The 26,781-nt window shown below is 66.9% G+C and carries 24 protein-coding genes; 10 read left to right on the plus strand and 14 right to left on the minus strand.

Annotation, left to right across the window (positions count from 1 at the left end; translation table 11 throughout):
- Together HU825_RS03375 and HU825_RS03380 are read right to left on the minus strand one after the other, a co-directional pair.
- Complete coding sequence (locus HU825_RS03375) at nucleotides 1-3,495, minus strand: response regulator (protein WP_234302910.1); 3,495 nt, start codon at nucleotides 3,493-3,495, stop codon at nucleotides 1-3.
- Nucleotides 3,496-3,696: 201 nt separating this feature from the next.
- Nucleotides 3,697-3,855, minus strand: a complete 159-nt coding sequence (locus HU825_RS03380; RefSeq protein ID WP_015275395.1) for a YqaE/Pmp3 family membrane protein — start codon at nucleotides 3,853-3,855, stop codon at nucleotides 3,697-3,699.
- A 438-nt stretch (nucleotides 3,856-4,293) separates the two neighbouring features.
- Between HU825_RS03380 and HU825_RS03385 the strand changes: the two genes are divergently transcribed.
- A complete protein-coding gene (locus HU825_RS03385) occupies nucleotides 4,294-4,791 on the plus strand; it encodes an LEA/WHy family protein (protein WP_003286663.1) in 498 nt (165 codons plus the stop codon).
- A 6-nt stretch (nucleotides 4,792-4,797) separates the two neighbouring features.
- Here the strand turns inward: HU825_RS03385 and treF are convergent, their stop codons facing one another.
- Both treF and HU825_RS03395 read right to left on the minus strand, forming a co-directional pair.
- The gene (treF, locus tag HU825_RS03390) at nucleotides 4,798-6,381 is read right to left on the minus strand and encodes an alpha,alpha-trehalase TreF (RefSeq protein WP_234302911.1); all 1,584 of its coding nucleotides are present in this window, start codon (nucleotides 6,379-6,381) and stop codon (nucleotides 4,798-4,800) included.
- Nucleotides 6,378-7,145, minus strand: a complete 768-nt coding sequence (locus tag HU825_RS03395; protein WP_054094016.1) for an SDR family oxidoreductase — start codon at nucleotides 7,143-7,145, stop codon at nucleotides 6,378-6,380. The genes treF and HU825_RS03395 overlap by 4 nt, the downstream gene beginning before the upstream one ends.
- A gap of 165 nt (nucleotides 7,146-7,310) precedes the next feature.
- On the opposite strand from HU825_RS03395, the gene rarD reads away from it, so the two are divergent.
- Nucleotides 7,311-8,204: an EamA family transporter RarD gene (gene rarD, locus HU825_RS03400; RefSeq protein WP_054094015.1), complete on the plus strand. Its 894-nt coding sequence runs from the start codon at nucleotides 7,311-7,313 to the stop codon at nucleotides 8,202-8,204.
- Between the two features lie 15 nt (nucleotides 8,205-8,219).
- On the opposite strand, the gene HU825_RS03405 is transcribed toward rarD, so the two are convergent.
- Entirely contained in the window at nucleotides 8,220-8,738 is a 519-nt protein-coding gene (locus HU825_RS03405; RefSeq protein WP_003286668.1) for a glycine cleavage system transcriptional repressor, read from the minus strand.
- 226 nt (nucleotides 8,739-8,964) lie between these two features.
- Between HU825_RS03405 and HU825_RS03410 the strand changes: the two genes are divergently transcribed.
- The 4 genes from HU825_RS03410 to HU825_RS03425 all read left to right on the plus strand — a co-directional run bounded on the left by HU825_RS03410 (nucleotide 8,965) and on the right by HU825_RS03425 (nucleotide 14,552).
- Complete coding sequence (locus HU825_RS03410) at nucleotides 8,965-11,145, plus strand: malate synthase G (RefSeq protein ID WP_077682215.1); 2,181 nt, start codon at nucleotides 8,965-8,967, stop codon at nucleotides 11,143-11,145.
- A gap of 182 nt (nucleotides 11,146-11,327) precedes the next feature.
- Complete coding sequence (locus tag HU825_RS03415) at nucleotides 11,328-12,950, plus strand: methyl-accepting chemotaxis protein (protein ID WP_043295429.1); 1,623 nt, start codon at nucleotides 11,328-11,330, stop codon at nucleotides 12,948-12,950.
- A gap of 16 nt (nucleotides 12,951-12,966) precedes the next feature.
- Nucleotides 12,967-14,136, plus strand: a complete 1,170-nt coding sequence (locus HU825_RS03420) for a hypothetical protein (RefSeq protein WP_234302912.1) — start codon at nucleotides 12,967-12,969, stop codon at nucleotides 14,134-14,136.
- Between the two features lie 11 nt (nucleotides 14,137-14,147).
- The gene (locus tag HU825_RS03425; RefSeq protein ID WP_156715603.1) at nucleotides 14,148-14,552 is read left to right on the plus strand and encodes a phosphate ABC transporter substrate-binding protein; all 405 of its coding nucleotides are present in this window, start codon (nucleotides 14,148-14,150) and stop codon (nucleotides 14,550-14,552) included.
- Nucleotides 14,553-14,602: 50 nt separating this feature from the next.
- Here the strand turns inward: HU825_RS03425 and HU825_RS03430 are convergent, their stop codons facing one another.
- On the minus strand, nucleotides 14,603-14,929 hold the full coding sequence (locus tag HU825_RS03430; protein WP_234302913.1) for a hypothetical protein: 327 nt from the start codon (nucleotides 14,927-14,929) through the stop codon (nucleotides 14,603-14,605).
- Nucleotides 14,930-15,247: 318 nt separating this feature from the next.
- Here HU825_RS03430 and HU825_RS03435 point away from each other — a divergent pair, with 318 nt between their 5' ends.
- From HU825_RS03435 to HU825_RS03445, 3 genes are all read left to right on the plus strand, one after another.
- Nucleotides 15,248-15,829 carry a helix-turn-helix transcriptional regulator gene (locus tag HU825_RS03435; RefSeq protein ID WP_043295498.1) on the plus strand — a complete coding sequence of 194 codons (582 nt, stop codon included), beginning with the start codon at nucleotides 15,248-15,250 and terminating at the stop codon, nucleotides 15,827-15,829.
- 25 nt (nucleotides 15,830-15,854) lie between these two features.
- Nucleotides 15,855-16,793, plus strand: coding sequence for a hypothetical protein (locus HU825_RS03440; protein WP_234302914.1), 939 nt, complete (start codon nucleotides 15,855-15,857; stop codon nucleotides 16,791-16,793).
- Between the two features lie 78 nt (nucleotides 16,794-16,871).
- Entirely contained in the window at nucleotides 16,872-17,273 is a 402-nt protein-coding gene (locus HU825_RS03445) for a hypothetical protein (protein ID WP_043295424.1), read from the plus strand.
- Between the two features lie 7 nt (nucleotides 17,274-17,280).
- Here the strand turns inward: HU825_RS03445 and HU825_RS03450 are convergent, their stop codons facing one another.
- Together HU825_RS03450 and HU825_RS03455 are read right to left on the minus strand one after the other, a co-directional pair.
- Complete coding sequence (locus HU825_RS03450; RefSeq protein ID WP_081002754.1) at nucleotides 17,281-17,955, minus strand: dienelactone hydrolase family protein; 675 nt, start codon at nucleotides 17,953-17,955, stop codon at nucleotides 17,281-17,283.
- Nucleotides 17,952-18,620, minus strand: coding sequence for a phosphoribosyltransferase (locus tag HU825_RS03455; protein WP_008569491.1), 669 nt, complete (start codon nucleotides 18,618-18,620; stop codon nucleotides 17,952-17,954). The genes HU825_RS03450 and HU825_RS03455 overlap by 4 nt, the downstream gene beginning before the upstream one ends.
- Before the next feature lie 159 nt (nucleotides 18,621-18,779).
- Here HU825_RS03455 and HU825_RS03460 point away from each other — a divergent pair, with 159 nt between their 5' ends.
- On the plus strand, nucleotides 18,780-19,271 hold the full coding sequence (locus tag HU825_RS03460; protein ID WP_008569490.1) for a BCAM0308 family protein: 492 nt from the start codon (nucleotides 18,780-18,782) through the stop codon (nucleotides 19,269-19,271).
- Between the two features lie 6 nt (nucleotides 19,272-19,277).
- Here the strand turns inward: HU825_RS03460 and HU825_RS03465 are convergent, their stop codons facing one another.
- The 6 genes from HU825_RS03465 to norV all read right to left on the minus strand — a co-directional run bounded on the left by HU825_RS03465 (nucleotide 19,278) and on the right by norV (nucleotide 26,775).
- Nucleotides 19,278-20,105, minus strand: coding sequence for an FAD/NAD(P)-binding protein (locus tag HU825_RS03465; RefSeq protein WP_234302915.1), 828 nt, complete (start codon nucleotides 20,103-20,105; stop codon nucleotides 19,278-19,280).
- Nucleotides 20,102-21,109, minus strand: coding sequence for a 4Fe-4S dicluster domain-containing protein (locus HU825_RS03470; protein ID WP_234302916.1), 1,008 nt, complete (start codon nucleotides 21,107-21,109; stop codon nucleotides 20,102-20,104). Before HU825_RS03470 ends, HU825_RS03465 begins: the two co-directional genes overlap by 4 nt.
- Nucleotides 21,096-23,192, minus strand: coding sequence for a formate dehydrogenase subunit alpha (fdhF, locus tag HU825_RS03475; RefSeq protein WP_234302917.1), 2,097 nt, complete (start codon nucleotides 23,190-23,192; stop codon nucleotides 21,096-21,098). The genes HU825_RS03470 and fdhF overlap by 14 nt, the downstream gene beginning before the upstream one ends.
- Before the next feature lie 91 nt (nucleotides 23,193-23,283).
- Nucleotides 23,284-23,742 (minus strand): YehS family protein, encoded by a 459-nt coding sequence (locus tag HU825_RS03480; RefSeq protein WP_043295418.1) that lies wholly within the window; start codon nucleotides 23,740-23,742, stop codon nucleotides 23,284-23,286.
- Nucleotides 23,743-24,190: 448 nt separating this feature from the next.
- Entirely contained in the window at nucleotides 24,191-25,324 is a 1,134-nt protein-coding gene (norW, locus tag HU825_RS03485; RefSeq protein ID WP_234302918.1) for an NADH:flavorubredoxin reductase NorW, read from the minus strand.
- The gene (gene norV, locus HU825_RS03490) at nucleotides 25,321-26,775 is read right to left on the minus strand and encodes an anaerobic nitric oxide reductase flavorubredoxin (protein WP_234302919.1); all 1,455 of its coding nucleotides are present in this window, start codon (nucleotides 26,773-26,775) and stop codon (nucleotides 25,321-25,323) included. Before norV ends, norW begins: the two co-directional genes overlap by 4 nt.
- Nucleotides 26,776-26,781: the final 6 nt, after the last annotated feature.

Genomic DNA, 26,781 nt, shown 5'->3' on the forward strand with positions numbered 1-26,781 from the left:
TCACAGCAGCTCCACTTTCGGCAGCCAGACGCGGATCAGCGAGAACAGCCGGTCGAGGTCGATCGGCTTGGCCAGGTAATCGTTGGCACCGGCGCTCAGGCTGCGGTCCTGGTCGGTTTTCATCGCCTTGGCGGTGACGGCGATGATCGGCAGCTTGGCCAGACGCGGGTCCTTGCGGATTTCCTGCATGGCGGTGAAACCGTCCATCTCCGGCATCATGATGTCCATCAACACCAGATCGATGGTGCTGTCGTGCCGCAGCTTGGCGATGGCTTCCAGGCCGTTGCGGGCGATCTCCACCACGGCGCCCTTCTGTTCCAGCGCGCTGGTCAGGGCGAAGACGTTACGCACGTCGTCGTCGACCACCAGCAGCTTGCGTCCCTCGAAGGCCTTCTCGCGGCTGCGCGCGCTCTTGAGCATTCTCTGCCGCTCCGGCGGCATGTCCGACTCGACCTTGTGCAGGAACAGCGTGACCTCGTCGAGCAGCCGTTCCGGCGAGCGCGCGCCCTTGATGATGATCGAGCGCGAATACTTGAGCAGCGCCGCCTCCTCATCGCGGGTCAGGTTGCGCCCGGTGTAGACGATCACCGGCGGGAAAGAGCAGATGTCCTCCTTGGCCATGCGCTCGAGCAGCTCGCTGCCGTCCATGTCCGGCAGCTTGAGGTCGATGATCATGCAATCGAAGGCGGTGCTGCGCAGCAGCTCGAGCGCCTGCTCGCCGAACTCGACAGCGGTGATCTCGATATCCACATCCTCGATCAGCCGCGACACGCTCTCGCGCTGGCGGGCGTCGTCCTCGACCAGCAGGATGCGCTTGACCTTCTGCGCCAGCTTGGCCTCCAGACGGCTGAACACCTCCTTGAGCTCGTCGCGGGTGGTGGGCTTGAGCGCGTAGCCCACCGCGCCCATCTGCAGCGCGGCCTCCTTGCGATCCTCCACCGAGACCACGTGCACCGGGATGTGCCGGGTCGCCGGGTTCTCCTTCAGGCGTTCGAGCACGGTCAGCCCGGAATGGTCGGGCAGGCGCATGTCCAGCAGGATGGCATCTGGCTTGTACTGCACGGCGGTGTCGAAACCGTCGTCGGCGTTCTGCGCGATCAGGCAGCTGTACTGCAGCTCGTGCGCCAGCTCGCGCAGGATGCCGGCAAACTGCGGCTCGTCCTCGATGACCAGCACCGAGCGGGCGGTGAACGGATAGGCGTCGCGATCATCGGCAATCGACGCGACGACCGGCCTGGGCGCCGGTGCCGGTGCCGGTGCCGGTGCCGGTGCTTCGGCGCGCGACACGACGGGCGATGCGACAGGCAGTGGCGCAGGCGGCACCACGCGGCTGGGAGCGGCGTAATGCTCCGGCAGCAGCAGGGTGAAGGTGCTGCCCATGCCGACCTCGCTCTGCACCTCGAGCGAGCCACCGAGCAACTGCGCCAGCTCGCGCGAGATCGACAGCCCCAGCCCGGTGCCGCCATAGCGTCGGTTGGTGGTGCCGTCGGCCTGGCGGAAGGCCTCGAAGATCGCCGCTTGATGCTCCGGCGCGATGCCGATGCCGGTGTCACTGACGCTGAAGGCGATCCGGCCGTCGCCGTGCGGTGCGATGCGCAGGCACACCGAGCCGCTCTCGGTGAACTTGAAGGCATTGGCCAGCAGGTTCTTGAGAATCTGCTCCAGACGCTGGCGATCGGTGTACAGGCTCGGCGGCAGGTCGTCGGCCAATTCGACGCGCAGCTCCAGCGCCTTCTCCAGCGACTGTGCCAGGAACAGGCTCTTCAGCCCGTCGGCCAGCCGGGCCAGAAGAGTTGCCTCGGGGTGCACGTCGAGCTTGCCGGCTTCGACCTTGGCGATGTCGAGGATATCGTTGATCAGCGTGAGCAGATCGTTGCCGGCCGAATAGATCGAGCGGGCGAACTGCACCTGATCGTCACTGAGGTTGCCCTGCGGATTGTCGGCCAGCAGCTTGGCGAGGATCAGCGAACTGTTCAGCGGCGTGCGCAGTTCGTGCGACATGTTGGCGAGGAATTCGGACTTGTAACGGCTGGCGCGCTGCAGTTCGTCGGCGCGCTCCTCGAGCAGCAGCTGCGCCTCGCGCAGACGCCCGTTCTTCTCGTCCATCTCGTCGCGCTGGCGGGCCAGGGTATCGGCCTGCTCGGCCAGCTGCTCATTGGTCTGCTCCAGCTCGACCTGCTGCTCCTCCAGATGCATCTGCGATTCGCGCAGGGCGCTGGACTGCTCCTCCAGCTCCTCGTTGGCGGCGCGCAGTTCTTCCTGTTGCACCTGCAGTTCTTCGTTGAGCTGCTGGGTTTCGGCGAGCACGCGCTGCAGCCGCTGACGATAACGCGCCGCCTCGATGGCCGCGCCGATGGCCGCGCCGACCCGGCGCAGCAACTCGCGATCCTGCTCGCGCAGGGGACGCAGGAAGCCGAGTTCGATCACCGCGTTGAGCATGCCGCTGTCTTCCACCGGCACGATCAGTACCGAGCTCGGCACGGTCGCGCCCAGTGCCGAGCTGACGCGCAGATAGTCGGCCGGCAGCTGTTCGAGGGCCAGTTCGCGCCGCTCCAGCGCGGCCTGGCCAACCAGCCCGGCGCCGAATTCGAGCACAAGGTTGTCGTCCAGCCGCTGCGGATCGTAGGCGAACTCGGCGACGCGCTGCAGCTTGCCGTCCTGCACCACGTAGAGCGCACCGACGGCGATGTCGAGATAGCGCGCAAGAAACTGCAGGATGCTCTGACCCAGCGCCGGCAGCGCCATCTCGCCGATGATCGCCTCGCCCAGCTGGCTTTGCCCGGTGCGGTACCAGGCCTGTTGTTCAAGCAAACGGGCGTGCGCCTGCTGCCCGGCGAGCAGCGTGCTGTAGGTGTTCGACAGGCCGAGCAGATCGCGGCGGCCGAACCAGGCCAGCAGGCCGCTGAAGATCAGGCTGAACAGCAGGAAACCGCCGATCAGCGCGGTGGTGGTCATCTCGCTGAAGTCGGTACGTTCGGCGCGAATCTGCCGCTCGGTGGCGATGAAATCGTTGAGGAATTGGCGAATCTTGCCGGACAGATTCAGCCCGCGCGCCGTGGCCACCAGCTCCTGGATCGATTCGCCATGATCACGCGCGGCAATGCCCTGCTCGGCGAACCGCACCCATTCGGCGAACACCGAGCGCGCCTGCTCGACCCGGCTGAGCTGCATCGGGTTGCCACGGGCGTAGCGCTGCAGGTCGTCCAGCTGCTGGCGCATCAGCGGCAGCTCGCGGTTGTAGGGCTCCAGGAAAACCGCCTCGCCGGTGATCAGGTAGCCACGCATGGAGGCTTCCAGGTCACCCATCATCTTCGCCGCCTCATGGGCGTGGGCGACGCCGCGCACCGATTCGTCGACCCAGTGGCTCACCTGGAGCAGGTAGTAGACGATGACGCTGAAGAAGAACGCGCTGAGAAATCCGAAGCCCAGTGGAACGGTCACGTTGCGGCTGAGGATGCGTTTGAAGTTGCTCTGCTCGACGAAGGAATCGCTCATCTGGTGTCCTTTCCGGCGGCCACTGGCATCGCGCGCGGCAACCGCTGTCCGCGCGTGACCCATCGGTCACGAAATTCCGTGATCTTCCGGCATGTTCTTGAGTGTTGCGCGACGCTAATAGGTTTCCGCGCAGCGAGCTGGGGACTGTACACAACCCGTTCTGGCAGCACAAAAGTAGCTGACGTCAGGTCCGCGCGCGGCTCAGCGTCGGGCGATGATCCACACGGCATGGATGATGCCCGGGATGTAGCCCAGCAGCGTGAGCAGGATGTTCAGCCAGAAGGCACCGGCGAACCCCACCTGCAGGAATACGCCGAGGGGCGGCAGAAGGATGGCAACAATGATGCGGATCAGGTCCATGTCGGGTCTCCGTCGGGTCTACAAGACGGCCTGGCGGCCTGTGCAGTCGACCGGAATGAGGTCTGACGGTTCCGTTTCGCGCGGAAGGGGAACGGCAACCGCCGCCGATTGGCAGCGGTTGGCAGCTCCGGGAGGCGTCCGGGTCGGACGCCAGGGTGCGCCAACAGGCGCAGGAGTGAGGGTGGACGCGACCGGCCAGTCGTGGAGCCGGTCTGTTGCGTCCGGCGCCATCCGCCTTGTGGGCGAACAGCGCGACCAAGCGGTTCGCTTAGTGTGCTAACTATTTCAAAGAAGAACTGCCTGGGCCATTGGCGGAAGGTCGAATCCCGGCCGGCTTGCGCGGCGCATCGTCTATCCTGCCGGGACGCTGGAATACCGGAACGTCTGGGCCGGGCGGCAGTCATCTGCTCGAGCGCCAGAAATTTCACAGGAACCGTCATGCCCAAGCCCCTGCTATCGCGCCTGCGCCTGCTTGCCCTCGCGCTGCTCGCCCTGAGCCTGTCCGCCTGTGCGCTGCTGCCCTCGCACGACCCGCTCGAGGTGCAGGTCGCCGGCATCCAGCCGCTGCCGGGCGAAGGGCTGGAGTTGCGCCTGCTGGTCAAGCTGCGCCTGCAGAATCCCAACGACGCCGCAGTGGACTACGACGGCGTGGCGCTGAGCCTCTCGGTCAACGACCGACGCCTGGCCAGCGGGGTCAGCGACCAGCGCGGCAGCGTGCCACGCTTCGGCGAGCGCGTAGTCAGCGTGCCGGTGACCATCTCGGCGCTGTCGGTTGCGCGGCAGGCGCTCGGGCTGGCCGATGGCAGCCGGCTCGATGCGCTGCCCTACGTGCTGCGCGGCAAGCTCGGCGGCGGGCTGTTCGGCACGCGGCGCTTCACCGACAAGGGCACGCTGGACCTGTCCGGCGTCGCCAATCCGTATCGCCCGCTGCCGTAGCGCTGGTTAGTCCGGCCGACAACGGCCGGCGCGGCAGCGGTTGGCTTGGTGCCCGGGGTCTTCCTGCATCAGCTTGCGGGTCACGCCGTTGGTCCAGCCGAAGCCGTCCTGACGCTGGTATTCGCCGCCGCTCGCGGCCTCGGTACAGGGCCGCAGCACGTACTTTTCAACCAGCTTGTTTTCGCGCTCGAACAGGTAGCTGACGATCTCCAGCCAGCGCCGTTCGATCTCCAGCGCCAGCGCTTGATGGCCGTAGTGCTGCAGGCCGCGAATGCCTATCCACTGCAGCGGCGCCCAGCCGTTGGGGCAGTCCCATTGCTCGCCGCTGCCATACACCTCGGTCGTGCGCAGGCCACCGGGTGCCAGCAGCCGCGTGCGCACCACCTCGGCCACACGTGCCGCCTGTCGCGGGTCGGCCAGCTGGACGAACAGCGGCATCAGGGTGGCGGCGGTGAGGTTGTCGCGCTGGCGCTGAATCGCCCAGTCATAGTCGAAGTAGGCGCCGCCGACGTCGTTCCACATATGGCGCTGCATCGCCGCGCGCCGCCGCTCAGCATAGTCGTGGAATTGCCCGGCATCGCGACGCAACCCCTCGACCGCACAAAGCCGGGCGATCTGCCGCTCCAGCTGGTAAAGCAGCGCATTGAGATCGACCGGCAGGATGCAGGTGGTGCGGATGCTTGCCAGGCGACACGGATCGTCCAGCCAGCGCGAGCTGAAATCCCAGCCGGACTCGGCCGCGGCACGCAGGTGGCGATATACCTCATGCGCCGGACGCGAGGAGTGCCGCGCGGTCTCGACGTCCTCGCGATAGGCCTCCTCGCGCGGCGTGTCGCGTTCGTCCCAGTAGCGGTTGAGCAGGCAGCCGTCGGCCAGGCGCACGCAGCGCCGATGCGCCTCGCCCGGACGCAGCTCGGCGCCGCCGTCCATCCAGAAGGCATATTCCTTGCGCAGCTGCGGCAGGTAGTCGGTGGCGGGATGCACGCCGGTCTGCTCGAACAGTTCGGTCATCAGGGCGAATACCGGCGGCTGCGAGCGGCCGAGGTAGTAGCTGCGATTGCCGTTGGGCACGTGGCCGTAGGTATCGATCAGGTAGGCGAAGTTATCGGCCATCGAGCGCAGCAGCTCGCAGTGGCCGCTCTCGTCGAGGCCGAGCATGGTGAAGTACGAGTCCCAGTAGTACAGCTCGGTGAAGCGTCCGCCCGGCACCACGTAAGGGTGCGGCAACGGCAGCAGCGAGGAGAACGGCGGATGCTCGCGCGGCTGGCGGGTCAGCACCGGCCACAGCCGATCGATGTGCGCCGCCAGGCTGTCGTCCGGGTTGGCGACGAACGCCTTCGGCGGTAACTCGTACGGGCTGAAGTTGGCGTGCACGAATGCGCCGAGGTCGAAGTTCGCGGCATCGCGCTGTGCGCGGTAGTCGTCGAGAATCGCCTGCGGCTCGCGGCACGGCACGCAGTCAACGAAGGTCTTGCTGTCGACGAACACGCGCTGCATCTGCACCGCGACGAACAGCTCCTCGTAGCGCTCGGCTGGGGTCAGGCTGTCGGCCATGCCGGCAAGCTCGACGGCGGGGGCGATGTCGGTCATTGCTCGTGATAGTTCCATAGCAGGCCGCCGTCGACCACCAGCGTCGTGCCGGTGATGTAATCGGCCTCGTCCGAGGCGAGAAAGGCCACCGCGCCGGCGATGTCGCGCGGCTGGCCGAGCCGGCGTGCGGGAATGTCCCGCAGCAGGCCGGCGAGCTTGTCCGGCTGCTGCAGCAGCTCGCGGTTGATCGGCGTTTCGATGGCGCCGGGCGCGACGTTGTTGACGGTGATGCCCAGCGGCGCCAGCTCGATGGCGAGGTTGCGCATGAGCATCTTCAGCCCGCCCTTGCTGGCGCAGTAGCTGGCGAAGTTGGGGTGCGGCAGCTCCTCGTGCACCGAACTGTTGTTGATGATGCGCCCGCCGTGGCCGGCCTCGCGCAGATGGCGGGCAAAAGCCTGGGCGAGGAAGAACGGCCCGCGCAGGTTGACCGCCAGCACCCGCTCGTAATCCTCCAGGCTCGCGTCGAGAAAGCCCGCCTGCGTCTGGATGCCGGCGTTATTGACCAGGATGTCCAGCCGCCCGAGCTGCGCCACGCTCTCGCGCACCAGCCGCTGGCAATCCTCCACGCGGGACACGTCGGCGGCGACGATGCAGGCACGGCGCCCGGTGGCGCGGACCTGCGCCGCGCTTTCGCGGGCGTCGGCATCGTCTTCGCGACCGTTGATGACGACATCGGCGCCGGCCTGCGCCAGACGCACGGCGATGCCGCGGCCGATGCCCTGGGTACTGCCGGTCACCAGTGCGACCCTGCCATGCAAATTCATGCGTGATCTCCACCGCGGGCGTTCGCCCATGCCGTTCTGACGCGCCCCGTCCCGGCATGTTCCGCCGTCCCGCCAGGCGGCGCGCGAGAGGCGGCCGCTGCGCTTTCTCGGACTGCGACAAAAGCGCACAATAGAGCGCTTTCCGCCGCCCCGAAGAAGGACTTCATGACCACCCCCGACCTGCGCAAAGGCTACCTGCTGGGGCTCGTCACCTTCGGCATCTGGGGCATGTTCCCGCTGTACTTCAAATCCATCGAACAGTTCGGCGCCCTGGAGATCGTCACCCAGCGCGCGATCTGGTCGGCGCTGTTCGGCACGCTGGTGCTGCTGGTCTGGCGCCACCCCGGCTGGCTGCGCGAGCTGCTCGAACACCCGCGGCGCATCGGCGTGCTGGCGATCTCCAGCCTGCTCATCGCCAGCAACTGGCTGATCTACGTCTGGGCGGTGAACCACGGTCACATGGTCGCGGCCAGCCTGGGCTACTACATCAATCCGCTGGTCAACGTGCTGCTCGGGCTGATCGTGCTGCGCGAGCGGCTGCGTCCGCTGCAGTGGCTGGCGGTGGCGATGGCAGCTGCCGGCGTGGCCTTGCAGCTGCTGACGCTGGGCGAGTTTCCGTGGATCTCCATCGCGCTGGCGCTGAGCTTCGGCAGCTATGGGCTGTTGCGCAAACAGGCGCCGGTGGCGGCGCTGCCCGGGCTGGTGGTGGAAACCTGGCTGCTGCTGCCGGTGGCGCTGATCTGGCTGTTCTTCTTCGGCAACGGCGCGAGCACCGAGCCGGCGCTGTGGACCACCCGCGAAGCGCTCTGGCTGATGGCCGCCGGGCCGGTGACGCTGATCCCGCTGCTGTGCTTCAACGCTGCCGCGCGCCACCTGCCCTACTCAACGCTCGGGTTTCTGCAGTACATCACCCCGACGCTGTTGCTGATTCTCGCCGTGCAGCTGTTCGACGAGCCCTTCCCGGCGGACAAGCAGCTGGCGTTCTTTTTCATCTGGGCGGGGCTGGCGGTGTACAGCGTCGATACCTGGCGGCTGATGCGCAAGACCGCAACGGCCTGACCGCGACCGCGCCGCTCACTCCGGCGCTTGCAGCTTGAGTTCCACCATCAGGTCGTCGGCCAGGGTTTCCAGGCGGCCTTGCAGGACTTCCAGCGACAGCTCGCTGGGCACCGCCAGCCGCGCCTCGGCACGGAACAGCGGCTCGCCGCTCATCGGCGCCGACAGCACGTCGGTGTCAAGACTCTCCAGGTTGACGCCATGCTCGGCGAGCAGGCGGGTGATGTCGCGCACGATGCCGGGACGGTCGTTGCCGACCAGCTCCAGCTCGATTTCCTGCCAGCTGGTCGGCGGCTCGCTGCCGCTGTGCGCCAGCAGTACGCGAATGCCCTGCGCCTGCAAACCCTGCAGCGCCGCGGTGAGTGCGGCATGGGCTTCGCTCGGCACCGCCACCCGCAGGATTCCGGCGAACTGCCCGGCCATGCGCGACATGCGGCTCTCCAGCCAGTTACCGCCATGTTCGGCGATGCACTGAGCCAGCCGCTCGACCAGCCCGGGCTGATCCTCGGCGATGACGGTGAGTACGAGGTGATCCATTGCCTGCTCCTTTGACGCTAAGCGGTTCGCATGAAAAGACGTTTTCTAGGTATAGCAGGCAGCGACGCAGCGGCCGGCGCCGGGCACAACCGGCCATCGCCGCGCGGCAGGAAAGCGCCACTTTCAGCGGACTGATTTTCCCCGGCGCTTCATGTAGTATCCGCCGACCCGGACTACAAGAAATTGCATCCGACAGTTTTGAAAGAAGAACCAAGTGAGGCGAGTAATGACTGAGCGCGTTCAAGTCGGTGGCCTGCAGGTCGCCAAAGTCCTGTACGACTTCGTGAACAACGAAGCGATTCCCGGTACTGGCGTCGATGCCGCGGCCTTCTGGGCCGGCGCTGATCGCGTCATCCACGACCTGGCGCCGAAGAACCGCGCGCTGCTCGCCAAGCGTGACGAACTGCAGGCCAAGATCGACGCCTGGCACCAGGCGCGTGCCGGTCAGGCTCACGATGCCGTCGCCTACAAGGCCTTCCTGCAGGAAATCGGCTACCTGCTGCCGGAAGCCGAAGACTTCCAGGCCACCACGCAGAACGTCGACGAAGAAATCGCCGCCATGGCCGGCCCGCAGCTGGTGGTGCCGATCATGAACGCGCGCTTCGCGCTGAACGCCGCCAACGCTCGCTGGGGCTCGCTGTACGACGCCCTCTACGGCACCGACGCGATCTCCGAAGAAGGCGGCGCGACCAAGGGCCCGGGCTACAACGAGATCCGCGGCAACAAGGTCATCGCCTACGCGCGCAACTTCCTCGATGAAGCCGCGCCGCTGGAAAGCGGCTCGCACGTCGATTCCACCGGCTACCGCATCGAAGGCGGCAAGCTGGTCGTCGCACTGAAGAACGGCAGCACCACCGGCCTGAAGAACCCGGCGCAGCTGCAGGGCTTCCAGGGCGAGGCCGGCGCACCGGTCGCCGTGCTGCTGAAGAACCACGGCATCCACTTCGAGATCCAGATCGACCCGTCCAGCCCGATCGGCCGGACCGACGCCGCCGGCGTGAAAGACATCCTGATGGAAGCGGCGCTGACCACCATCATGGACTGCGAAGACTCCATCGCCGCCGTCGACGCCGACGACAAGACCGTCGTCTACCGCAACTGGCTCGGCCTGATGAAGGGCGACCTGGTCGAGGAGCTGGAAAAGGGCGGCAAGCGCATCACCCGCGCGATGAATCCGGACCGCGTCTACACCAAGGCCGACGGCAACGGCGAGCTGACCCTGCACGGCCGTTCGCTGCTGTTCGTGCGTAACGTCGGCCACCTGATGACCAACGACGCCATCCTCGACAAGGACGGCAACGAAGTGCCGGAAGGCATCCTCGACGGTCTCTTCACCAGCCTGTGCGCGATGCACAACCTCAAGGGCAACACCACCCGCAAGAACACCCGCACCGGCTCGGTCTACATCGTCAAGCCGAAGATGCACGGCCCGGAAGAAGTCGCCTTCGCCACCGAGCTGTTCGGCCGTGTCGAGGACGTCCTTGGACTGCCGCGTAACACCCTGAAGGTCGGCATCATGGACGAGGAGCGTCGCACCACGATCAACCTCAAGGCGTGCATCAAGGAAGCGCGCGAGCGCGTGGTGTTCATCAACACCGGCTTCCTCGACCGCACCGGCGACGAAATCCACACTTCCATGGAAGCCGGCCCGGTGGTGCGCAAGGCCGCCATGAAGGCCGAGAAGTGGATCAGCGCCTACGAGAACAACAACGTCGACGTCGGTCTGGCCTGCGGCCTGCAGGGCAAGGCGCAGATCGGCAAGGGCATGTGGGCCATGCCCGACCTGATGGCGGCGATGCTCGAGCAGAAGGTCGGCCACCCCATGGCCGGCGCCAACACCGCCTGGGTCCCGTCGCCGACCGCCGCCACCCTGCACGCCATGCACTACCACAAGGTCGACGTGCAGGCACGCCAGGCCGAGCTGGCCAAGCGCGAGAAGGCGTCCATCGACGACATCCTCACCCTGCCGCTGGCGCAAGACACCAACTGGAGCGAGGAAGAGAAGCGCAACGAGCTGGACAACAACTCGCAGGGCATCCTCGGCTACATGGTCCGCTGGGTCGAACAGGGCGTCGGCTGCTCCAAGGTGCCGGACATCAACGACATCGCGCTGATGGAAGACCGCGCCACCCTGCGTATCTCCAGCCAGCACGTGGCCAACTGGATGCGCCATGGCGTGGTGACCCAGGAGCAGGTGGTCGAGAGCCTCAAGCGCATGGCCGCCGTGGTTGACCGCCAGAACGAAGGCGACCCGCTGTACCGCCCGATGGCGCCGAACTTCGACAACAGCGTGGCCTTCCAGGCGGCCCTGGAGTTGGTCCTCGAAGGCACCAAGCAGCCCAACGGCTACACCGAGCCAGTGCTGCATCGCCGCCGTCGCGAGTTCAAGGCCAAGAACGGCCTGTAACCCGCATCAACGCGACACAAGAACCGCCCCCCGGGGCGGTTTTTTTATGCCTGTCGGTTTCCCGGCGTTAAATATCAGGCGTTTTACAATCCGTAACGTGACCCGATTTGCCTCTTCAGTCACAATCTCGGCCAGGCTGGCTTTTGGCTATCACTTTCCACGGCCTGCACCGGAGTCGACGCATGCTGAAGAATTTCTCGCTGACCGCCAAATTGTCCCTGGTCCCCGCCGTGGCGCTGTTCGGGCTGGTGCTGTACGTTTTCTACACCTCGCTGCAACTCTCGGCGACCGACTCCCGGCTGGAGCGGCTGGAAACCCGCAGCTACCCGACGCTGGAAAAGACCGACGCAGTGATCTTCCAGTTCTCCCGCGTGCCGGCGTTGTTGAACAACGCCGTGGCCGCCGGCGAACCCGGCGTGCTCGACGAGGCGCGCCAGGTACTGCAGCAGATCGACACGCAACAGCAGTCGCTGGCCACGCTGCTGGCCGACCAGCGCGCCCAGCAACAGGCGCTGGAGGAGTGGCGCACGGCAGTGCGCGGCTATGCCGACAACGCCCTCGCCGCCTCCGGCAAGCTGATCGACGGCAGCGCCTCGTTCGACGATCTGCGCCCGAGCCTCGACCGCATGGCCAGCGAGCTGGCCCAGGCCCAGCAGCTGGGCAGCACCTTCCGCGCGCAGGCCTACGGCGACTTCCAGCAGACCCTGGCACAGACCCGCGAGACCAATGCGGCCACCACGCGCCTGGGCATCGTCATCAGCCTGGTGCTGGTGGTGCTGGTGGGGCTCGGCGCCTGGCTGGTGATCCGCAGCGTGATGGCCAACGTGCGCGGCGTGATCGCCTCGCTGCAATCGATCGCCCGCGGCGACGGCGACCTGAGCCAGCGCGTCAACGTCGAGTCGAACGACGAGATCGGCGCCATGATCGAGCTGTTCAACGGCTTTCTCGACAAGCTGCAGGGCACCATCCGCCAGATCATCGAGGCGGCCAACCCGCTCGGCCAGGTTTCCAAGGAGCTGTACCAGCTCACCCAGGGCGCGGAAGAGAACGCCAAGTCGCAGCAGCACCACACCGACTCGATCACTCGCGACATCCTCACCATGACCGGCAGCATCCAGGAAGTGGCGCAGCGTTCGCGGCAGGCCTCCGATCAGGCCAACGCCGCGGCGCGCCAGACCGCCAGCGCGCGCGAGCACGTCAGCAGCCTGTCGACCGGCATCAGCGACCTGGGCGACAGCGTGATGGGCGCGGTCAAGGCGATGGAGCAGCTGGAAGAAGAAACCCAGGAAGTCGGCTCGGTGCTGACCGTGATCCGCAGCATCGCCGAACAGACCAACCTGCTGGCGCTGAACGCCGCCATCGAAGCGGCCCGCGCCGGCGAGCAGGGCCGTGGCTTCGCCGTGGTCGCCGACGAGGTGCGCAACCTGGCGCAGAAAACCGCCGCGTCCACCGCCGAGATCCAGCAGATCATCCAGCGCCTGCAGAACAGCGCCAACACGGTGCTCAACGTGATGACCAGCAATGGCGAGAAGTCCCGCGCCAGCATCCAGCGCTCGGTCGAGGCCACCGAGCTGCTGCAGACCATCGCCCGCACGGTCAACCAGATCGACGAACTCAACGCCGGCATCGCCCAGTTCACTCAGGAGCAGATCGGCCTGTCGAGTTCCATCCAACAAGAAACCCAAGTGTTGCAGCAGGACGCACAAGCAACCGCCAACGGCGCCGAAGCCACCGCCCGCCTGGGCGAGCAGCTGGTGACGACCGGAGACCACCTGCGCGCCGCCACCAATCAATTCCGCGTTTAACCTTCTGGAGCATCACATGACTGCACTTCGTGTCGCCGGTCTGGCAGCCATCTGCCTGGCCGCCACCCCGGCCTTCGCCCTGGAACAGGGTGAACACCGTTTCAACGGTTTCGGGACCGTCGGCGTCACTCACCTGGGCGGTGAGGATGACGGCCGCAGCTACGGCATCAATGGCCAGACCAACGATTCCTGGCGCGGCGATCAGCTGTCCAAGTTCGGCGCGCAACTGAGCTATGGCCTCACCGACAGCGTCGGCGTGACCGTACAGGCCACCGCCAAGGCGCAGCAGGACGAGTGGAAAGCCAATCTGGAATGGGCCTACCTGTCCTGGCAGACCACCGACCAGCTGATGCTGCGCGCCGGCCGCCTGCGCAGCCCGGTGTACATGTATTCCGAAAGCCTCGACGTCGGCTACAGCTACCCGTGGCTGCGCCTGCCCGACGAGGTCTACAGCCAGGTGCAGGTGACCAACTACGAAGGTCTCGACGCGGTCTACACCGTGCCGTTGTCCTACGGTTCGGTGACCTTCCAGCTCGCCGGCGGCCAGGCCAAGAACCGTGACTATTACGCCTACGACGACCAGTTCGATATCGATTACGACAAGCTGTTCGGCGCCAGCGTCAGCCTGGCCACCAACCAGTTCGGCACGCTGCGCATCGGTTACGTCGAAGCGGATATCACCACCGATATCAACGGCACCGTGAACAACTACCTCACCGGCAATCCGAACGACAACCTTTCGCTGCTGGTGCTGGACAAGGAAAAGGGCAAGTTCACCTCGATCGGCTACCAGTACGACAACGGCACCTGGGTCAGCAACAACGAGTGGACCTCGCGCATGATCGAGAACGACGGTCTGGAAGCGATCGACTCGTTCTACCTGATGGGTGGTCGCCGCTTCGGCGATTTCCTGCCGCACGTCACCTATGCGCAGCTGGACGACAACGGCGGTCGCCAGAGTTCCTGGACGCTGGGCCTGAACTACCAGGCGGCGCCGACTGTGGTGGTGAAGGGCGAGTACAAGCGCGTCGACACCCAGAACGGCTACGACGGCGTGTTCACCCGTAACGCCCAGGAAGTCTTCGACAACGAAGTCCACAGCCGCTTCGGTGGTGCACTCGGCGGCGCTCCGGCCCGCAACTACGACGGCGACATCGTTTCCGTCGGCGTCGATTTCGTCTTCTGAGGAGCGTCCCGATGAAAGCATTCCTTCGCATCCTCACCGCCGCCACGCTGCTCGGCGCAGCTTCCCTGGCCCAGGCCGAGGTCGCGGTGATCGTCAATTCCGCCGCGGCCAAGACGCCGTCGCAGTCGGACGTCGCCAACATCTTCCTCGGCAAGGACAAGTCCATGAAGGGCGTCGACCAGGCCGGCTGGAATCCGGTCAAGGAAGCCTTCTACGCCGGTGTGACCAGCAAGAATGAGTCGCAGCTGAAGTCCTACTGGTCCGGGCTGATCTTCACCGGCAAGGGTCAGCCGCTGCCCAGCGTCGCCGACGATGCCGCCGTGGTGGCCAAGGTCGGCGCCGAAGCCGATGCCATCGGCTATGTCGACAGCGCCGCGGTCAACGGCTCGGTCAAGGTGCTGTTCACCCTGCCCTGATCCAGGCCGCAGCGAAAGCCGCCCCTCCGGGCGGCTTTTTCATCCCCGCCTCAATAAGCGCCGCGCGCGCCGCCTTCGCCGCCCGTGCCGGTGCTGCCCGGCTCGCCATGCCGCTTGCCGTCGGCGCCCTGGTCGATTTCCGTGGCCTTGGAGCCATCGTTGCCGGTGCCCTGGGTATCGGTACTGCCACCCTTGCCGGTGGCGGAATTCTGCGCCGCGCTGCCGAAGCCCTTGCCGCTGTAATCGCCTCCGTGGGCGCTTTCCTCCATCGCCTCCTGGCCGTTCTCCGAACGGCTATTGGCGTTGTCGGGAGCGGCCTGCACGCCAGCGGCCAGCAGGGCGGCAAACGCCAGTACGGTCATCTGAATCGGCTTCATGATCGTCACCTCTGTGAGGGGTTGCCTAAATTCGGGCAACGGCGAACGCACAAGGTTTCATCGCGCCGGGAACAACCGGGCGGTCGGCGCACGGCTTAAGCGCTCGCGCTCGTTGCTAGCAATCCTCCTACTGATTGCCATCACGTTGGCGACCGTTTCCCGCACCACAACTGAACTTCGCCACAGAGTGCTGGTCGCTTATTAACTTTTTCCACCACTCCCCGCTCGACTGACCAGGTACCGAACATGGATGAAGATCGTACGCAGGACGCCCACGCGCCGACCGTCACGCTGCTGACCGGCAATGAACTGCTGGGGCTGTTCTTCCGCCACTTTCTGGGCGAGCAGGCGCAACTGAACGTCCGTCTGGCCGATTTCCGCCAGGCGCCGGAGGCACGCGCGGATCTGATCCTCGTCGATGCCGGCCAGGCGCAGACCGAAGAGCTGTCCGGGCTGATCGATCAGCTCGACGAACGCGCGCCGCTGGCACTGGTGAACATCGTTCCGCAACAGGCCGAGCAGCTGCTCGACAAGCATCCGGGCATACGCGGCGTGTTCTACAGCCACGCCACCCGCGAGCACCTGCTCAAGGGCATCGGCACGCTGCTCGCCGGCGGCGACTGGCTGCCGCGCCTGCTGATGGAGCGCCTGCTCGGCCAGCTGCGGCGGATGCGCCGGCTGGCCGAGAGCAAGGCCACGCTGACACTGCGCGAGCGGGAAATTCTCACGCTGGCCGGCAAGGGCCTGTCGAATGCGGAAATCGCCGAGCAGCTGTGCCTGAGCCCGCACACCATCAAGAGTCACATCCACAACCTGCTGCGCAAGATCGGTGCATCCAACCGGGCCGAGGCGGCCTACCTGCTGCGCAGCCGCCTCGACTGGGACGAATGCCGCGCCTGACCACCCGTCGCCCGAGGAATCACCCATGTTCAGAACTTCGTCATTCGCCCTGCTCCTGCTGTTCGGTGCCACCGCTGCGCTCGCCGAAAACAGCGCGCGTCAGGAACAGGACGGCAGCGCCAACCTCGCCAGCGTGACGCAAAGCCAGGCCATAGACGCCCGCGCCGAGCAGCTGCAGTCCGGCGACGACAATACCAGCGACCTCCAGCAGAGCGGCGAAGGCAACAGTGCGCTGATTCGACAACTGGGCGAAGGCAACGACGCCCGCGTGCAGCAGGTCGCCGATAGCCATTTCAACCAAGCCGCCATCTACCAGCAGGGCGCCGGCAACGCCATCGAGGTGGAGCAGAGCGGGCGGGCCAACGTGCTGCAGGCACACAGCGTGGGCGAGGACAACCTCATCCGCGTGCAACAGACCGGCTTCGCCAACGCCGAGGTGAGCCAGATCGGCGTCGGCAATCTGCTGAGCGTCGTCCAGCAGGGCTTTTACGAAGGCTCGACCCTGGTCGTGGCGCAGGATGGCGAGGCCAACCTGGCGATGATCGAGCAAGGCGATGGCAATCGCCTGCGCCTCGAACAGAGCGGGGTGCTGAACAGCGCGGCGATCCGCCAGGACAGCTACCACAACGAACTCGACTTCGCCCAGCGTGGCAACGACAACCGCCTCGACGTGGCGCAGACCGGCTACGGCTCGCGCATCGAGGGCAGCACGAGCGGCAATCGCAACGCGGTAGAGATCAGCCAGTCGCATGCGCTGAACCGCGCCAGCGTGGTGCAGAACGGCGACGACAACCTGGCCCGCATCGAGCAGGCCTACGAGAACCATCAGGCCGAGATCAGCCAGCTCGGCAGCGCCAACGAAGCCGTCATCCGTCAGAGCATGGCGGCCGGCGTCTACACTGGTCACAGTGCCCTGATCCAGCAGAACGGCAACGGCAACCAGGCGACCATCGTCCAGCAGTGACGCCACGCCCGCCGCGCCACGGATTGGCTGCGCACCGCCCGGCGCTGTCGAGCGGTGCCTTTCGAGGAGGCAGAACGGATGCTCGACCTGATTTTCGCCCAGTGGCTCGCCGCCACGGCACCCGCAGTGGCACCCGCAGTGGATGCCAGCCTGGAGCTGCGCGGCGTCGCCGAGCAGCGCGTGGAGCTGGCGCTGTGCTTCCAGGGTAGCGGCCAGCACGTGCGTTACCGGCTGCAGGTCCGCTCGCGCAGTCAGGCCGGCACCTCGCGCAGCGACCAGGCCGGTGCGCTGGTGGCCGGCGCCACCCGTCAGTGCCCGCTGCGCAATCGTCTCGGCGTGGCGCAGGACGGCCAGATCAGCGCCGAACTGCACTGGTGGATCGACGATGTCGAACAGCCGTTGCTCGAACGCCGCTGGCCGCAGGAGGAAGACGAAGCCCCACCCGCGCTGCCGCCGCGCGAAGGCGAAGTGGTCGCCTGAGGCAGTGTCAGCCCGGCGCCGGCGCGCCACCGGCCAGATGCTCGATGAACCAGTCGCCAGCCAGCCGGGTCACTTCATCCAGCGTGCCCGGCTCGTCGAACAGGTGCGTCGCGCCGGCCACCACCTCCAGCCGACGCACACCCGGCAGATATTCGAGCGCTGCCCGGTTGAGCGCCAACACTTCGCCATCCCGGCCACCGACGATGAACAGCGTCGGCACGCCAACCTGCGCCAGCGAATGCTCGGCCAGATCGACCCGGCCGCCACGCGATACCACCGCCGCAATGTCCGCCGGGCGCGACGCCGCGGTGATCAGCGCCGCGGCGGCACCGGTACTGGCACCGAACAGGCCGATGCGCAGCGCGCGCAACGATTCGTCCTGACGCAGCTGGTCGATCACCCCGGTCAGGCGCTGGCTGAGCAGCGGAATATCGAAGCGCAGCTGGCGGGTGAGCTCGTCGAGCGGCTGTTCATGCTCGGTGAGCAGGTCGAACAGCAGCGTCGCCAGCCCGCGCGTGTTGAACGCCCGCGCCACGCGCTGGTTGCGCGGGCTGTGCCGGCTGCTGCCACTGCCGTGGACGAACACCACCAGGCCGCCGGCGTTCGCCGGCACGCAGAGCTCACCGTGCAGCCGCGCCTTGCCGAGGGTAAAGCGCATGGGTATCGCGCCAGCAGTATTCATGGGCGCTGCCCTCCCCGGTTCCAGGCGCGCTGCAGCAGCTCCACGACCTCGGCGTCCGAGGTCTGGTCGAAGTTCACATACCAGCGGCCGATCGCGTAGAGATCGTGCGGCTGGTGCACGCAGACGACCTGCTCGGCCAGCTGCGCGAGCTGCGCAACGCTCTCCGGTGCCGCCACCGGCACGGCCACCACCACGCGCCCGGCACCCATCGCGCGCACCGCCCGTACCGCCGCGCGCATGGTCGCGCCGGTGGCCAGACCGTCGTCCACCAGAATCACCGTGCGCCCCTCCACCGCCGGGCGCGGATGCTGGCCCCGATAGGCCTGTTCGCGACGCTGCAGTTCGTGGCTTTCGCGGGCGATGGTGCCGTCGATTTCGGCCTGCGAGGCCTGGGTATAACGCACGATGTCCTCGTTCATCACCCGCACGCCGCCGCTGGCGATGGCGCCCATCGCCAGTTCGCGATTGCCCGGTGCGCCGAGCTTGCGCACGACGAGGATGTCCAGCTCCAGGCCGAGCCGTTCAGCGACCTCGAAGGCGACCGGCACGCCACCGCGCGGCAGGGCGAGTACCAGCGCGTCGGGCCAGTCGCCGGATTGCGCCAGTTGCTCGGCCAGCGCCCGACCGGCCTCGACGCGATCGGGGAAGGGAATGGTCGGTGACATAAGCAGACCTCCTCGGCGGACAGACCTATTCAGTCTGGCTCAGGAATGCACGGCTGTCGGCAAATCCGCGGCACCCTGCGATCTGCCACGGACGAGCTGTACGATGGCGCCGCTGGACTACGCTGAAATAGCCCTTTCACACCGTGTTGAGACTTCGCCATGGACAAGCATCGTCAAAGCATCAGCGACAAGCTGCTCAAACCCGAACACCACGATCCCTACCTCAGACCCTGGCACCAGCGCAGCGACACGCTATGCCCACAGTGCGGCGCGGCCTACCAGGCCGGGCGCTGGACCTGGCACGGTCTGGTCGACGCGAGCAACGCGGAAGAGGCCACCTGCCCAGCCTGCCAGCGCATCGCCGAGAACGTGCCGGCCGGCACGGTCAGCCTGCGCGGAGCCTTCGTCAAGCAGCATGCCGATGAGCTGTGCGGGCTGGTCCGCAACACCGAGGAGCTGGAGAAGAGCGAGCATCCGCTGGAACGGCTGATCGCCATCAGCGACAGCGCCGACGGCCTGGATGTGACCACCACCGGCCTGCACCTGGCTCAGCGCATCGGCCACGCGCTGGAGGCGGCCTACGACGGTGAATTGCAAATCCACTACAACCACGAGGAGTACTACGTCGACATCCACTGGCAGCGCGACTGAGCGCGCTCAGCAGGGCTGCGGCGGCAGGCAGGTCGCCGCGACCTGGCCGCTGGCCGCCAGCAGCCGCAGGTACTCATCGTAGCGATAGGTCGGCCCGTCGACGCAGGCATAGCTGCTGCCGATGTAGCAGTGCCCGCACAGCCCCACACCGCAATGCATGCGCCGCTCCAGCGACAGCCAGATCCGGCTGGCCGCCAGGCCCTGGTCGATACAGCGGCGCGCTACCGCCAGCATCAGCGGCTCCGGCCCGCAGCAAAGCACCTTGGTCGGCACCTCGGCCTCATTCAGCGCCCACGCCAGCGCCTCCAGCGGACTGCCCTGGGGCAGGCCGTCATTGCCCTGGTCGAGCGTCTCGACCAGCCTCAGGCGCCCACACCAGCGCACCCGTTCGCGCGCCAGCACCTGATAGGAGCGGTTGCGCGCAGCGTAGATCAACTGCAGCTCGCCATCGGTACTGTCGATCAACCCGGCCAATGGCGCCAGCCCGCAGCCGCCGGCCACCAGCAGCAGCCGCTCGCCCGGTTCGACCGCAGGCCAACCGCGACCAAACGGCCCGCGATAGCCGAGCACGGCGCCCGGCGCGAGGGCGAACAGCGCCGCGGTAAGTGTGCCGGTCTGGCGGATCAGCGCGCTGAAGCGGCCGTCGGCATCCGGCGGGCTGACATAGGTGAAGACCGCCTCGCCCACGCCCGGCACGGCGAGCATGAAGAACTGCCCGGGCTGCACCACCGGCTCATCGGCCAGCGGCTCGATGGCGAAGCTGAAGTGCCGCGCCGCCTCGCCATCGTCGTAGTACTCCAGCAGGCGCATGGGCCGTGGCGTCAGGTCGATCATGGCTGGCCGATCCTCTTCATCACCTGGTGCACACCGATGCCGCCGGGGCACACCGCATCGCAGCGTCCGCAACCGACGCAGCCGTCGCGGCCGAAGCGCTGGCGGAAGTCGTCGCCGAACTTGTGGTACCAGAAGCGTTGCACGCGCTGGCCCGGTGTGGCGCTGGGGTTGTGCCCGCTAGCCTCCTTCTGGAAGCCCTGATACAGGCAGGAATCCCACACGCGCTCCTGCACCACGCCACCCGCGCTTGGCTGCTGCAGCGGCGCGAAGCAGGAACAGGTCGGGCACACCGAGGTGCACCCGGAGCAACCCAGACAGCGCAGGCCCAGTGCTTCCCAGGTCTGGCTATCGACGGTTTCGCCATTGAGCGCCGCGCAGCCGAGCGCGATCTCAGCCTGTTCGCCCTGCTCGACGGCCACCTGCATCGCCTGAGCGTCGCGCTGCTGCGCCCAGTCCGCCGGCGCGGGCGTAAGCGCCAGGCCCGTCAGCGCCCGCTCGCCCTGCTCGGAGGCGACCAGCAGCAGCCAGCGCTGCTCCAGCGGGCAGAGGATCAGATCGGCGGTGTGTGGCCGCACCTCAGGGCCGCTGTCCATCATCGCGCAGAAGCCGTGCCGGCAGCTGTGCGCGCAATCCACTCCGACCAGCAGGGTCGCCGCGCGGCGCGCCTGGTAATGCGGGTCGGCGGCGAAGAAGCGGTCCTGATAGGCCACCGCCGTCAGATCGCAGGCGGCGAGGCCGAACAGCACCTGCGGACGCACCGCCGGCGGCAGCGCGATGAACTGGCCATTCTCGTAGCGAAACAGCGCCTCGCGCTCGGCGAAGAAGAACGCCTTGGCGGAAAACACCGGCGGCTCGGCCGGCATCACGAAGGGTCGCTCGTCGTCAGCGTTCAGCCGTTGCCAGCGCAGCGTGCCCTGCCCGTCCGCCAGCGGTTGGTACAGCTGTCGCGCGCACGCCAGATGCGCACGCAGGCGCTCGGGACGATCCAGCTCATAGGCCTGCATGCTCGGCCTCCTGCGGACGTTCCAGCTCGCTGCGCGGCGCCTGGCCGGGCGGCAACGGCGTCAGCGCCACGGCGCAGGCCTTGAGTTCCGGCATGTGGCTGATCGGGTCCTGCGCACTGCTGGTCAGACGATTACAGGGCGCCTCGCGGAAGTGATAGGGCATGGCGACGGTGCCCGGCGGCACGTCGTCGGTCAGGTGCGCACGCGTTTCCAAGACGCCGCGGCGCGACGCCACGCGCACGCCCTGCGCCTCGTCCAGGCCCAGCCGCGCGGCGTCCTGCGGGTGGATGAACAGCAGGCCGGCGGGAATCTCCCGCTCCAGCAGCGGAGACTTGCGCGTCATCGCCCCGCCGCCGTAGTGGAAGTGCAGACGCTGGGTGGTGAAACAGAATGGGTAGTCGGCATCCGGGCATTCGTCCGGTTCGACCTGCGACACCGGGATCAGCTGCGCGCGGCCACGCGGGAAACAGTGCCGGTGGAGGATCGCCGTGCCGGCCGGGTGCGCCTCGTCGCACGGCCATTGCAGCCCGCCCGCCGGCGCCAGCCGCGCGTGGCTGATGGCGCTGAACAGCGGCGCCAGCGCGGCCATTTCGGCGAACACCTCCGCCGCGCTGGTCCAGCGCATGCCCTCGTAGCCCATGCGCTCGGCCAGCGCGGCGAGGATCTGCCAGTCCGCCCGCGCCTGCCCGGGCGGTTCGATGGCCTTGTGCAGCAGCTGCATGCGCCGCTCGCAGTTGCTGAAGGTGCCGTCCTTCTCGGCGAACGACGCGGCGGGCAACACCACGTCGGCGAAGCGCGCGGTCTCGCTCAGGGTCAGCTCGACCACCACCAGGAAATCCAGCGCCTGTAGCGCGCGGGCCAGCTTGTGCTGGTCCGGGTCGGTGACCACCAGTTCCTCGCCAAGCACCATGAGCGCGCGGAACTCGCCGCGCAGCGCCGCCTCGCTCATGCCCAGCGAGGCCAGCCCAGGCGCCGACGGCTGCTCCACGCCCCAGGCGCGGGCGAACTTCTCGCGCACCTCCGGGTCGCTGACCTTCTGGTAGCCGGGGTAGACGTCCGGCAGGCAGCCCATGTCGCAGGCGCCCTGCACGTTGTTCTGTCCGCGCAACGGATTGACCCCGGTGCCCGGCCGGCCGAGCTGGCCGCAGACCAGCGCCAGGTTGGCCACCGCGATGACGTTGTGGGTGCCGCTCTGGAACTGGGTGATGCCCATGCCGTAGGCGATGAAGGCGCGCCGCGCCTGGCTGTAGGCGCGCGCCAGCTCGATCAGCGCCAGCACCGGCACGCCGGTCTGCGCGCTGGTGATCTCCGGGGTGAGGTCGCGCACATGGGCGCGCAACGCCGCCTCGTTGTCGCAGCGGCAGGCGAGGAAGTCGCGGTCCTCCCAGCCGTTGGCGAAGATGATATGCAGCAACCCGTTGAGCAGCGCGATGTTGCTGCCCACGCGCAGCTGTACGTGCTGGTCGGCCAGCCGCGCCAAGCGCGTGCGTCGCGGGTCGACGACGATCAGCCGGGCGCCACGCGCCTGGGCCCGCAGCATGCGCGCGCCGATCATCGCGTGGTTCTCGCTGACGTCGGCGCCGATCACCAGGATCAAGTCAGCCTCGTCGATATCGGCGATGGAATTGGTCATCGCCCCGGAGCCCAGGGTGCGGCTCAGTCCGGCTACCGACGGGCTGTGACAGATGCGCGCGCAGTGGTCGATGTTGGCGGTGCCGAGCACCGCGCGGGCGAATTTCTGCGCGGCGTAGTTATCCTCATTGGTGGCGTGGGCGCAGCTGATCACCCCGACGCCGTCCGGCCCGACTGCTTCCAGCGCCGCACGGAACTCGCTGGCCACCAGCGCCAGCGCCTCGTCCCAGCTGGCTTCGCGAAACTGTCCGTGCTCCTTGATCAGCGGCATGCGCAGGCGGTTGCCGGTGTCGATGGCAAAACCGCTGGCCCAGCCCTTGGCACACAGCTGCCCGGCGCTCACCGGATGCCCCGGTTGCGGCTCGACGCCGACCACGCGGCCGTCCTCGACGCGCAGGCCCAGCCCGCAGCCGACGCCGCAGAAGGTGCAGATGCTCGCGATGGTCTGCATGACGGTGCCCGATGAGTCGTTCAACTCTCAGCATAGGCCAGTCAGGCCGGACGTCGACCGCGCCCGTCACCGGCGGCCGACGGGCGCTGGATCAGGCTGCGCGCTGCGCCAGGCCCTTGAGGACGTTGCGCAACAGCTGGTCGCCGCAGACGCGATAGTTGCTATGCCCGGGCTTGCGGAACAGCGCGTTCAGCTCGGATTTGGACAGCGGCAAATCCACCGCCTGCAGAATCGCCTGCAGATCGTCGTCGCGCAGCTCGAAAGCCACGCGCAGTTTCTTCAGGATCTGGTTGTTGCTGACCGGCAGCTCCAGCGGCGGCGTCGGACGGCTGTCGTCCTTGCCGCGCTTGAAGTACACCAGGCCATCCAGAAAACGCGCCATCGCCGGGTCCGGGCATTCGGCGTAGCCGTCCTCGTCTTCGCGCTTGAGCCAGGCGCGCACCTCGCCTTCACTCGTGGCACAGCCGCCGAGCGCCGCAATCTCGCTCATCTGCGCATCGCTGGCGTTGAGGATGTAGCGCAGGCTGCGCAGCACATCGTTGTTGAGCATGAAAAATCCCTAGTTCGTTGAATGGCGAGCGCGGCGGCCCGCAAAAGCCGGGGAGTATAAAAAGGATAGCCGTGCGTTTCAGGAATTCGCCCCGGCCGGCCGCACAATGACCGCCCGCGAACCGCTCGCTAACCTGCGCGCCTTGCCGTTTCCACCTGCGAGGTCCGCATCACCGAACTGCAACTGCCGCTCGACCTCGTACCGAGGCGCTGCGCGCCACCATCGTCACGCGGGCTGAAGATCCGCGACGCCGAGCGGCTCGACTTCATGTTCAAACGCAGCCACGACGCACGCAGGATTTCGCACAGTAGTGAAGTCACCGCGCGGGTGAAACCCACGGCGTTTGTCGAGCTGGAATAAAAAAAGGCAGGCTCAAAGAGCCTGCCAAAAGGAGCACCACAACAACACAGGAGAAAACTTTGGATCGTGCAGCCAGCCGGGCCGCGCCTCAGCCAGGCAGCTGGCGCAGCAGGGCGAACGCATCCTGCAGGCGCCCTTCGCTGACCACGAAACCGCGCAGTTGCGCTTGCGCATCGAAAGCGCGGGCAAGCATGCCCAGTTCGTCGAAACTGAGCTGCCAGTCGAGGTGGTCGCCGGTGGTCTCGCCGGCCAGTTGCAGCGGCAGGCGCGGGGTCTTCACGCGGATCAGCATGGGCGGCAGCTGCAGCGCCTGCGGTTGACCGAGCAACTTTTTGGCAAGGGCACTGGCCGCCAGTTGCGTCGGCTGCAGGAACGGCAGCACGCGGCCGTCGATCTCGGCGCAGTCGCCGAGGGCATGGATATGCTCGACGCTGCTGCGCAGGAGGCGGTCGACCTGAATGCCGCGGCCCACTGCCAGCCCGCTGCGGCGCGCCAGCTCCACGTTGGGGCGCAGGCCGATGGCGGCGATCGCACTGTCGCAGTCGACCACATGACCGTCGTTCAGATAGGCGCGAATGCCGTCGCCGCTTCGCTCGAGGCGCTGCAGGCCGCTGCCCAGGCGCAGCTGAACACCGCTTCCGGCCAGGCAGGCCTGCAGCCGCGCGCTGACGGTCGCCGGCATCAGCGATGCCAGGACGCTGCTGGCCTGGTCGACCAGCACCACCTGCTTGCCGCTGCTGTGCAGGTCCATCGCCAGCTCGCTGCCGATCAGCCCGGCGCCCAGCACCAGCACGCGACGGGCGTCACGCAGCTGCGCCTCGGCAGCCTGGTACTCGCCCTGGCTGTTGAGCGTCAGCAGCAGCTCATGACCCGGCACGGGCGGCACCAGGGCATTGGCGCCGGTGGCGAGCACCAGTTGGCCGTAGGCATGGCTGGCGTCGGCGGTATGCACGCGGCGCGTCTGCGGGTCGATCGACTCGACCCGGGTGAAGGGCTGCACGGTCACCTGGTACTGCTCGGCGAAGCGTGCGGCGCTCAGACGGGTCAGGTCCGCGCTGCTGCGGCCCTGGCTGAATACATGGCTGATGTCCGGCTTGTTGTACTCGTCGCCGCTGTCGGCGGTGAGCATGCGGATGGGCACCTCCACGTCCAGTTTGCGCAGGCTCTTGACCAGTTGGCAGGCGGCGAACCCCGAGCCGATGATGAGGATTTCGCGGCTCATGCGGCTTTCTCCCGCAGCACGTCGAAGACATCCTTGCCCAGGCTGCAGTCGGGGCAGAGGAAATTGTCCGGCACCTCGCTCCAGGGGGTACCGGCAGCGACGCCTTGGATTGGTTCGCCGAGTTCAGGTCGGTAAACCCACTGGCAGACGCTGCACTGCATGGCCGGGCCGGCGTCGCCCGAAAGCACCACGGACGGCGGGATCGCCGCTTCGGGCGTGACGGGCGTGGCGCTCGGGTTGACCCCTGGCGGTGTGTTCAAGGCCCATTCGCGCGCCAGTTGCCGGCCATGCGCGCGGCAGGCTCCCAGGGCGCTGCCATCGGGGCGCCATTTGCTCTTGAGCGATAGCGAGGTGCTGAAGCCGGCATCCATCAGGCGGGTCTGGATGCGGTCTACGGCGCCGCCGTTCCAACCGTAGCTGCCGAAGGCGGCCGCCTTCTTGTTGCGAAAGCGCAGGCCGGTGATCTCCTCCAGCATGCCGGCGATCTTCGGCATCATCACATTGTTCATGGTCGAGGAGCCGACCAGGATGGCCTTGGAGCGGAACACCTGGGTGAGGATCTCGTTCTTGTCGTGGCGAGCGACGTTGAAGATCTTCACCGCCACGCTCGGATCGGCCTCGTGGATGCCCTGGGCCAAGGCATCGGCCATCATCCGGGTGTTGTTCGACATGCTGTCGTAGAACAGGGTGATGCGGTTTTCCTGGTAGTGATCGGCCCACTCCAGATACTTGCCGACGATCTGTGCCGGATCGGTGCGCCAGACCACGCCGTGGGCGGTGGCGATCATCGACAGCGGCAGATTGAAGCCGAGCACCTCGTTGATCTTGGCGGTGACCAGCGGGCTGAAAGGCGTGAGGATGTTGGCGTAGTAACGCAGGCACTGCTCCAGCAGCTCCTGCTGATCGACCTCGTCGTTGAACAGGTGCTCGTCGCAATAGTGCTGGCCGAAGGCGTCGTTGCTGAACAACACGGCGTCGCCGCTGAGATAGGTCATCATGCTGTCGGGCCAGTGCAGCATCGGCGTTTCGATGAACACCAGTTGCTTGCCATTGCCGATGTCCAGGCTGTCGCCGGTCTTCACCGGGATGAAGTTCCAGTGCGGCTGGTGGTGATGGCCGGTGATCGAATCGATGGCATTGGCGGTGCAGTAGATCGGTGTGCCCGGGATGTGCGCCATCAGCTCGGACAGCGCGCCGGCGTGGTCCTCTTCGGCATGGTTGATGACGATGTAATCGATGCTCGCCAGGTCGATCTGGCTGGCCAGGTTGAGGATGAACTCGCGGCTGAAGCGATGGTCGACGGTGTCGATCAGTACGGTCTTCTCCTCGCGGATCAGATAACTGTTGTAGCTGGTGCCCTTGAGGGTCTTGTATTCGGTGCCGTGAAAGTCACGAACCTCCCAATCGCGCTGACCGACCCAGTGGATGTTTTCTTTGAGCAAAATCGTCATGCGGAG

It is taken from the genome of Pseudomonas phenolilytica, from assembly GCF_021432765.1.
Taxonomy (GTDB): domain Bacteria; phylum Pseudomonadota; class Gammaproteobacteria; order Pseudomonadales; family Pseudomonadaceae; genus Stutzerimonas; species Stutzerimonas phenolilytica.

Excerpts from the sequence above, each read along its gene's own strand:
- HU825_RS03375 (WP_234302910.1), bottom strand. The coding sequence starts at position 3,495 with ATGAGCGATTCCTTCGTCGAGCAGAGCAACTTCAAACGCATCCTCAGC.
- HU825_RS03380 (WP_015275395.1), bottom strand. The coding sequence starts at position 3,855 with ATGGACCTGATCCGCATCATTGTTGCCATCCTTCTGCCGCCCCTCGGC.
- HU825_RS03385 (WP_003286663.1), top strand. The coding sequence starts at position 4,294 with ATGCCCAAGCCCCTGCTATCGCGCCTGCGCCTGCTTGCCCTCGCGCTG.
- treF (WP_234302911.1), bottom strand. The coding sequence starts at position 6,381 with ATGACCGACATCGCCCCCGCCGTCGAGCTTGCCGGCATGGCCGACAGC.
- HU825_RS03395 (WP_054094016.1), bottom strand. The coding sequence starts at position 7,145 with ATGAATTTGCATGGCAGGGTCGCACTGGTGACCGGCAGTACCCAGGGC.
- rarD (WP_054094015.1), top strand. The coding sequence starts at position 7,311 with ATGACCACCCCCGACCTGCGCAAAGGCTACCTGCTGGGGCTCGTCACC.
- HU825_RS03405 (WP_003286668.1), bottom strand. The coding sequence starts at position 8,738 with ATGGATCACCTCGTACTCACCGTCATCGCCGAGGATCAGCCCGGGCTG.
- HU825_RS03410 (WP_077682215.1), top strand. The coding sequence starts at position 8,965 with ATGACTGAGCGCGTTCAAGTCGGTGGCCTGCAGGTCGCCAAAGTCCTG.
- HU825_RS03415 (WP_043295429.1), top strand. The coding sequence starts at position 11,328 with ATGCTGAAGAATTTCTCGCTGACCGCCAAATTGTCCCTGGTCCCCGCC.
- HU825_RS03420 (WP_234302912.1), top strand. The coding sequence starts at position 12,967 with ATGACTGCACTTCGTGTCGCCGGTCTGGCAGCCATCTGCCTGGCCGCC.
- HU825_RS03425 (WP_156715603.1), top strand. The coding sequence starts at position 14,148 with ATGAAAGCATTCCTTCGCATCCTCACCGCCGCCACGCTGCTCGGCGCA.
- HU825_RS03430 (WP_234302913.1), bottom strand. The coding sequence starts at position 14,929 with ATGAAGCCGATTCAGATGACCGTACTGGCGTTTGCCGCCCTGCTGGCC.
- HU825_RS03440 (WP_234302914.1), top strand. The coding sequence starts at position 15,855 with ATGTTCAGAACTTCGTCATTCGCCCTGCTCCTGCTGTTCGGTGCCACC.
- HU825_RS03445 (WP_043295424.1), top strand. The coding sequence starts at position 16,872 with ATGCTCGACCTGATTTTCGCCCAGTGGCTCGCCGCCACGGCACCCGCA.
- HU825_RS03450 (WP_081002754.1), bottom strand. The coding sequence starts at position 17,955 with ATGAATACTGCTGGCGCGATACCCATGCGCTTTACCCTCGGCAAGGCG.
- HU825_RS03455 (WP_008569491.1), bottom strand. The coding sequence starts at position 18,620 with ATGTCACCGACCATTCCCTTCCCCGATCGCGTCGAGGCCGGTCGGGCG.
- HU825_RS03460 (WP_008569490.1), top strand. The coding sequence starts at position 18,780 with ATGGACAAGCATCGTCAAAGCATCAGCGACAAGCTGCTCAAACCCGAA.
- HU825_RS03465 (WP_234302915.1), bottom strand. The coding sequence starts at position 20,105 with ATGATCGACCTGACGCCACGGCCCATGCGCCTGCTGGAGTACTACGAC.
- HU825_RS03470 (WP_234302916.1), bottom strand. The coding sequence starts at position 21,109 with ATGCAGGCCTATGAGCTGGATCGTCCCGAGCGCCTGCGTGCGCATCTG.
- fdhF (WP_234302917.1), bottom strand. The coding sequence starts at position 23,192 with ATGCAGACCATCGCGAGCATCTGCACCTTCTGCGGCGTCGGCTGCGGG.
- HU825_RS03480 (WP_043295418.1), bottom strand. The coding sequence starts at position 23,742 with ATGCTCAACAACGATGTGCTGCGCAGCCTGCGCTACATCCTCAACGCC.
- norW (WP_234302918.1), bottom strand. The coding sequence starts at position 25,324 with ATGAGCCGCGAAATCCTCATCATCGGCTCGGGGTTCGCCGCCTGCCAA.
- norV (WP_234302919.1), bottom strand. The coding sequence starts at position 26,775 with ATGACGATTTTGCTCAAAGAAAACATCCACTGGGTCGGTCAGCGCGAT.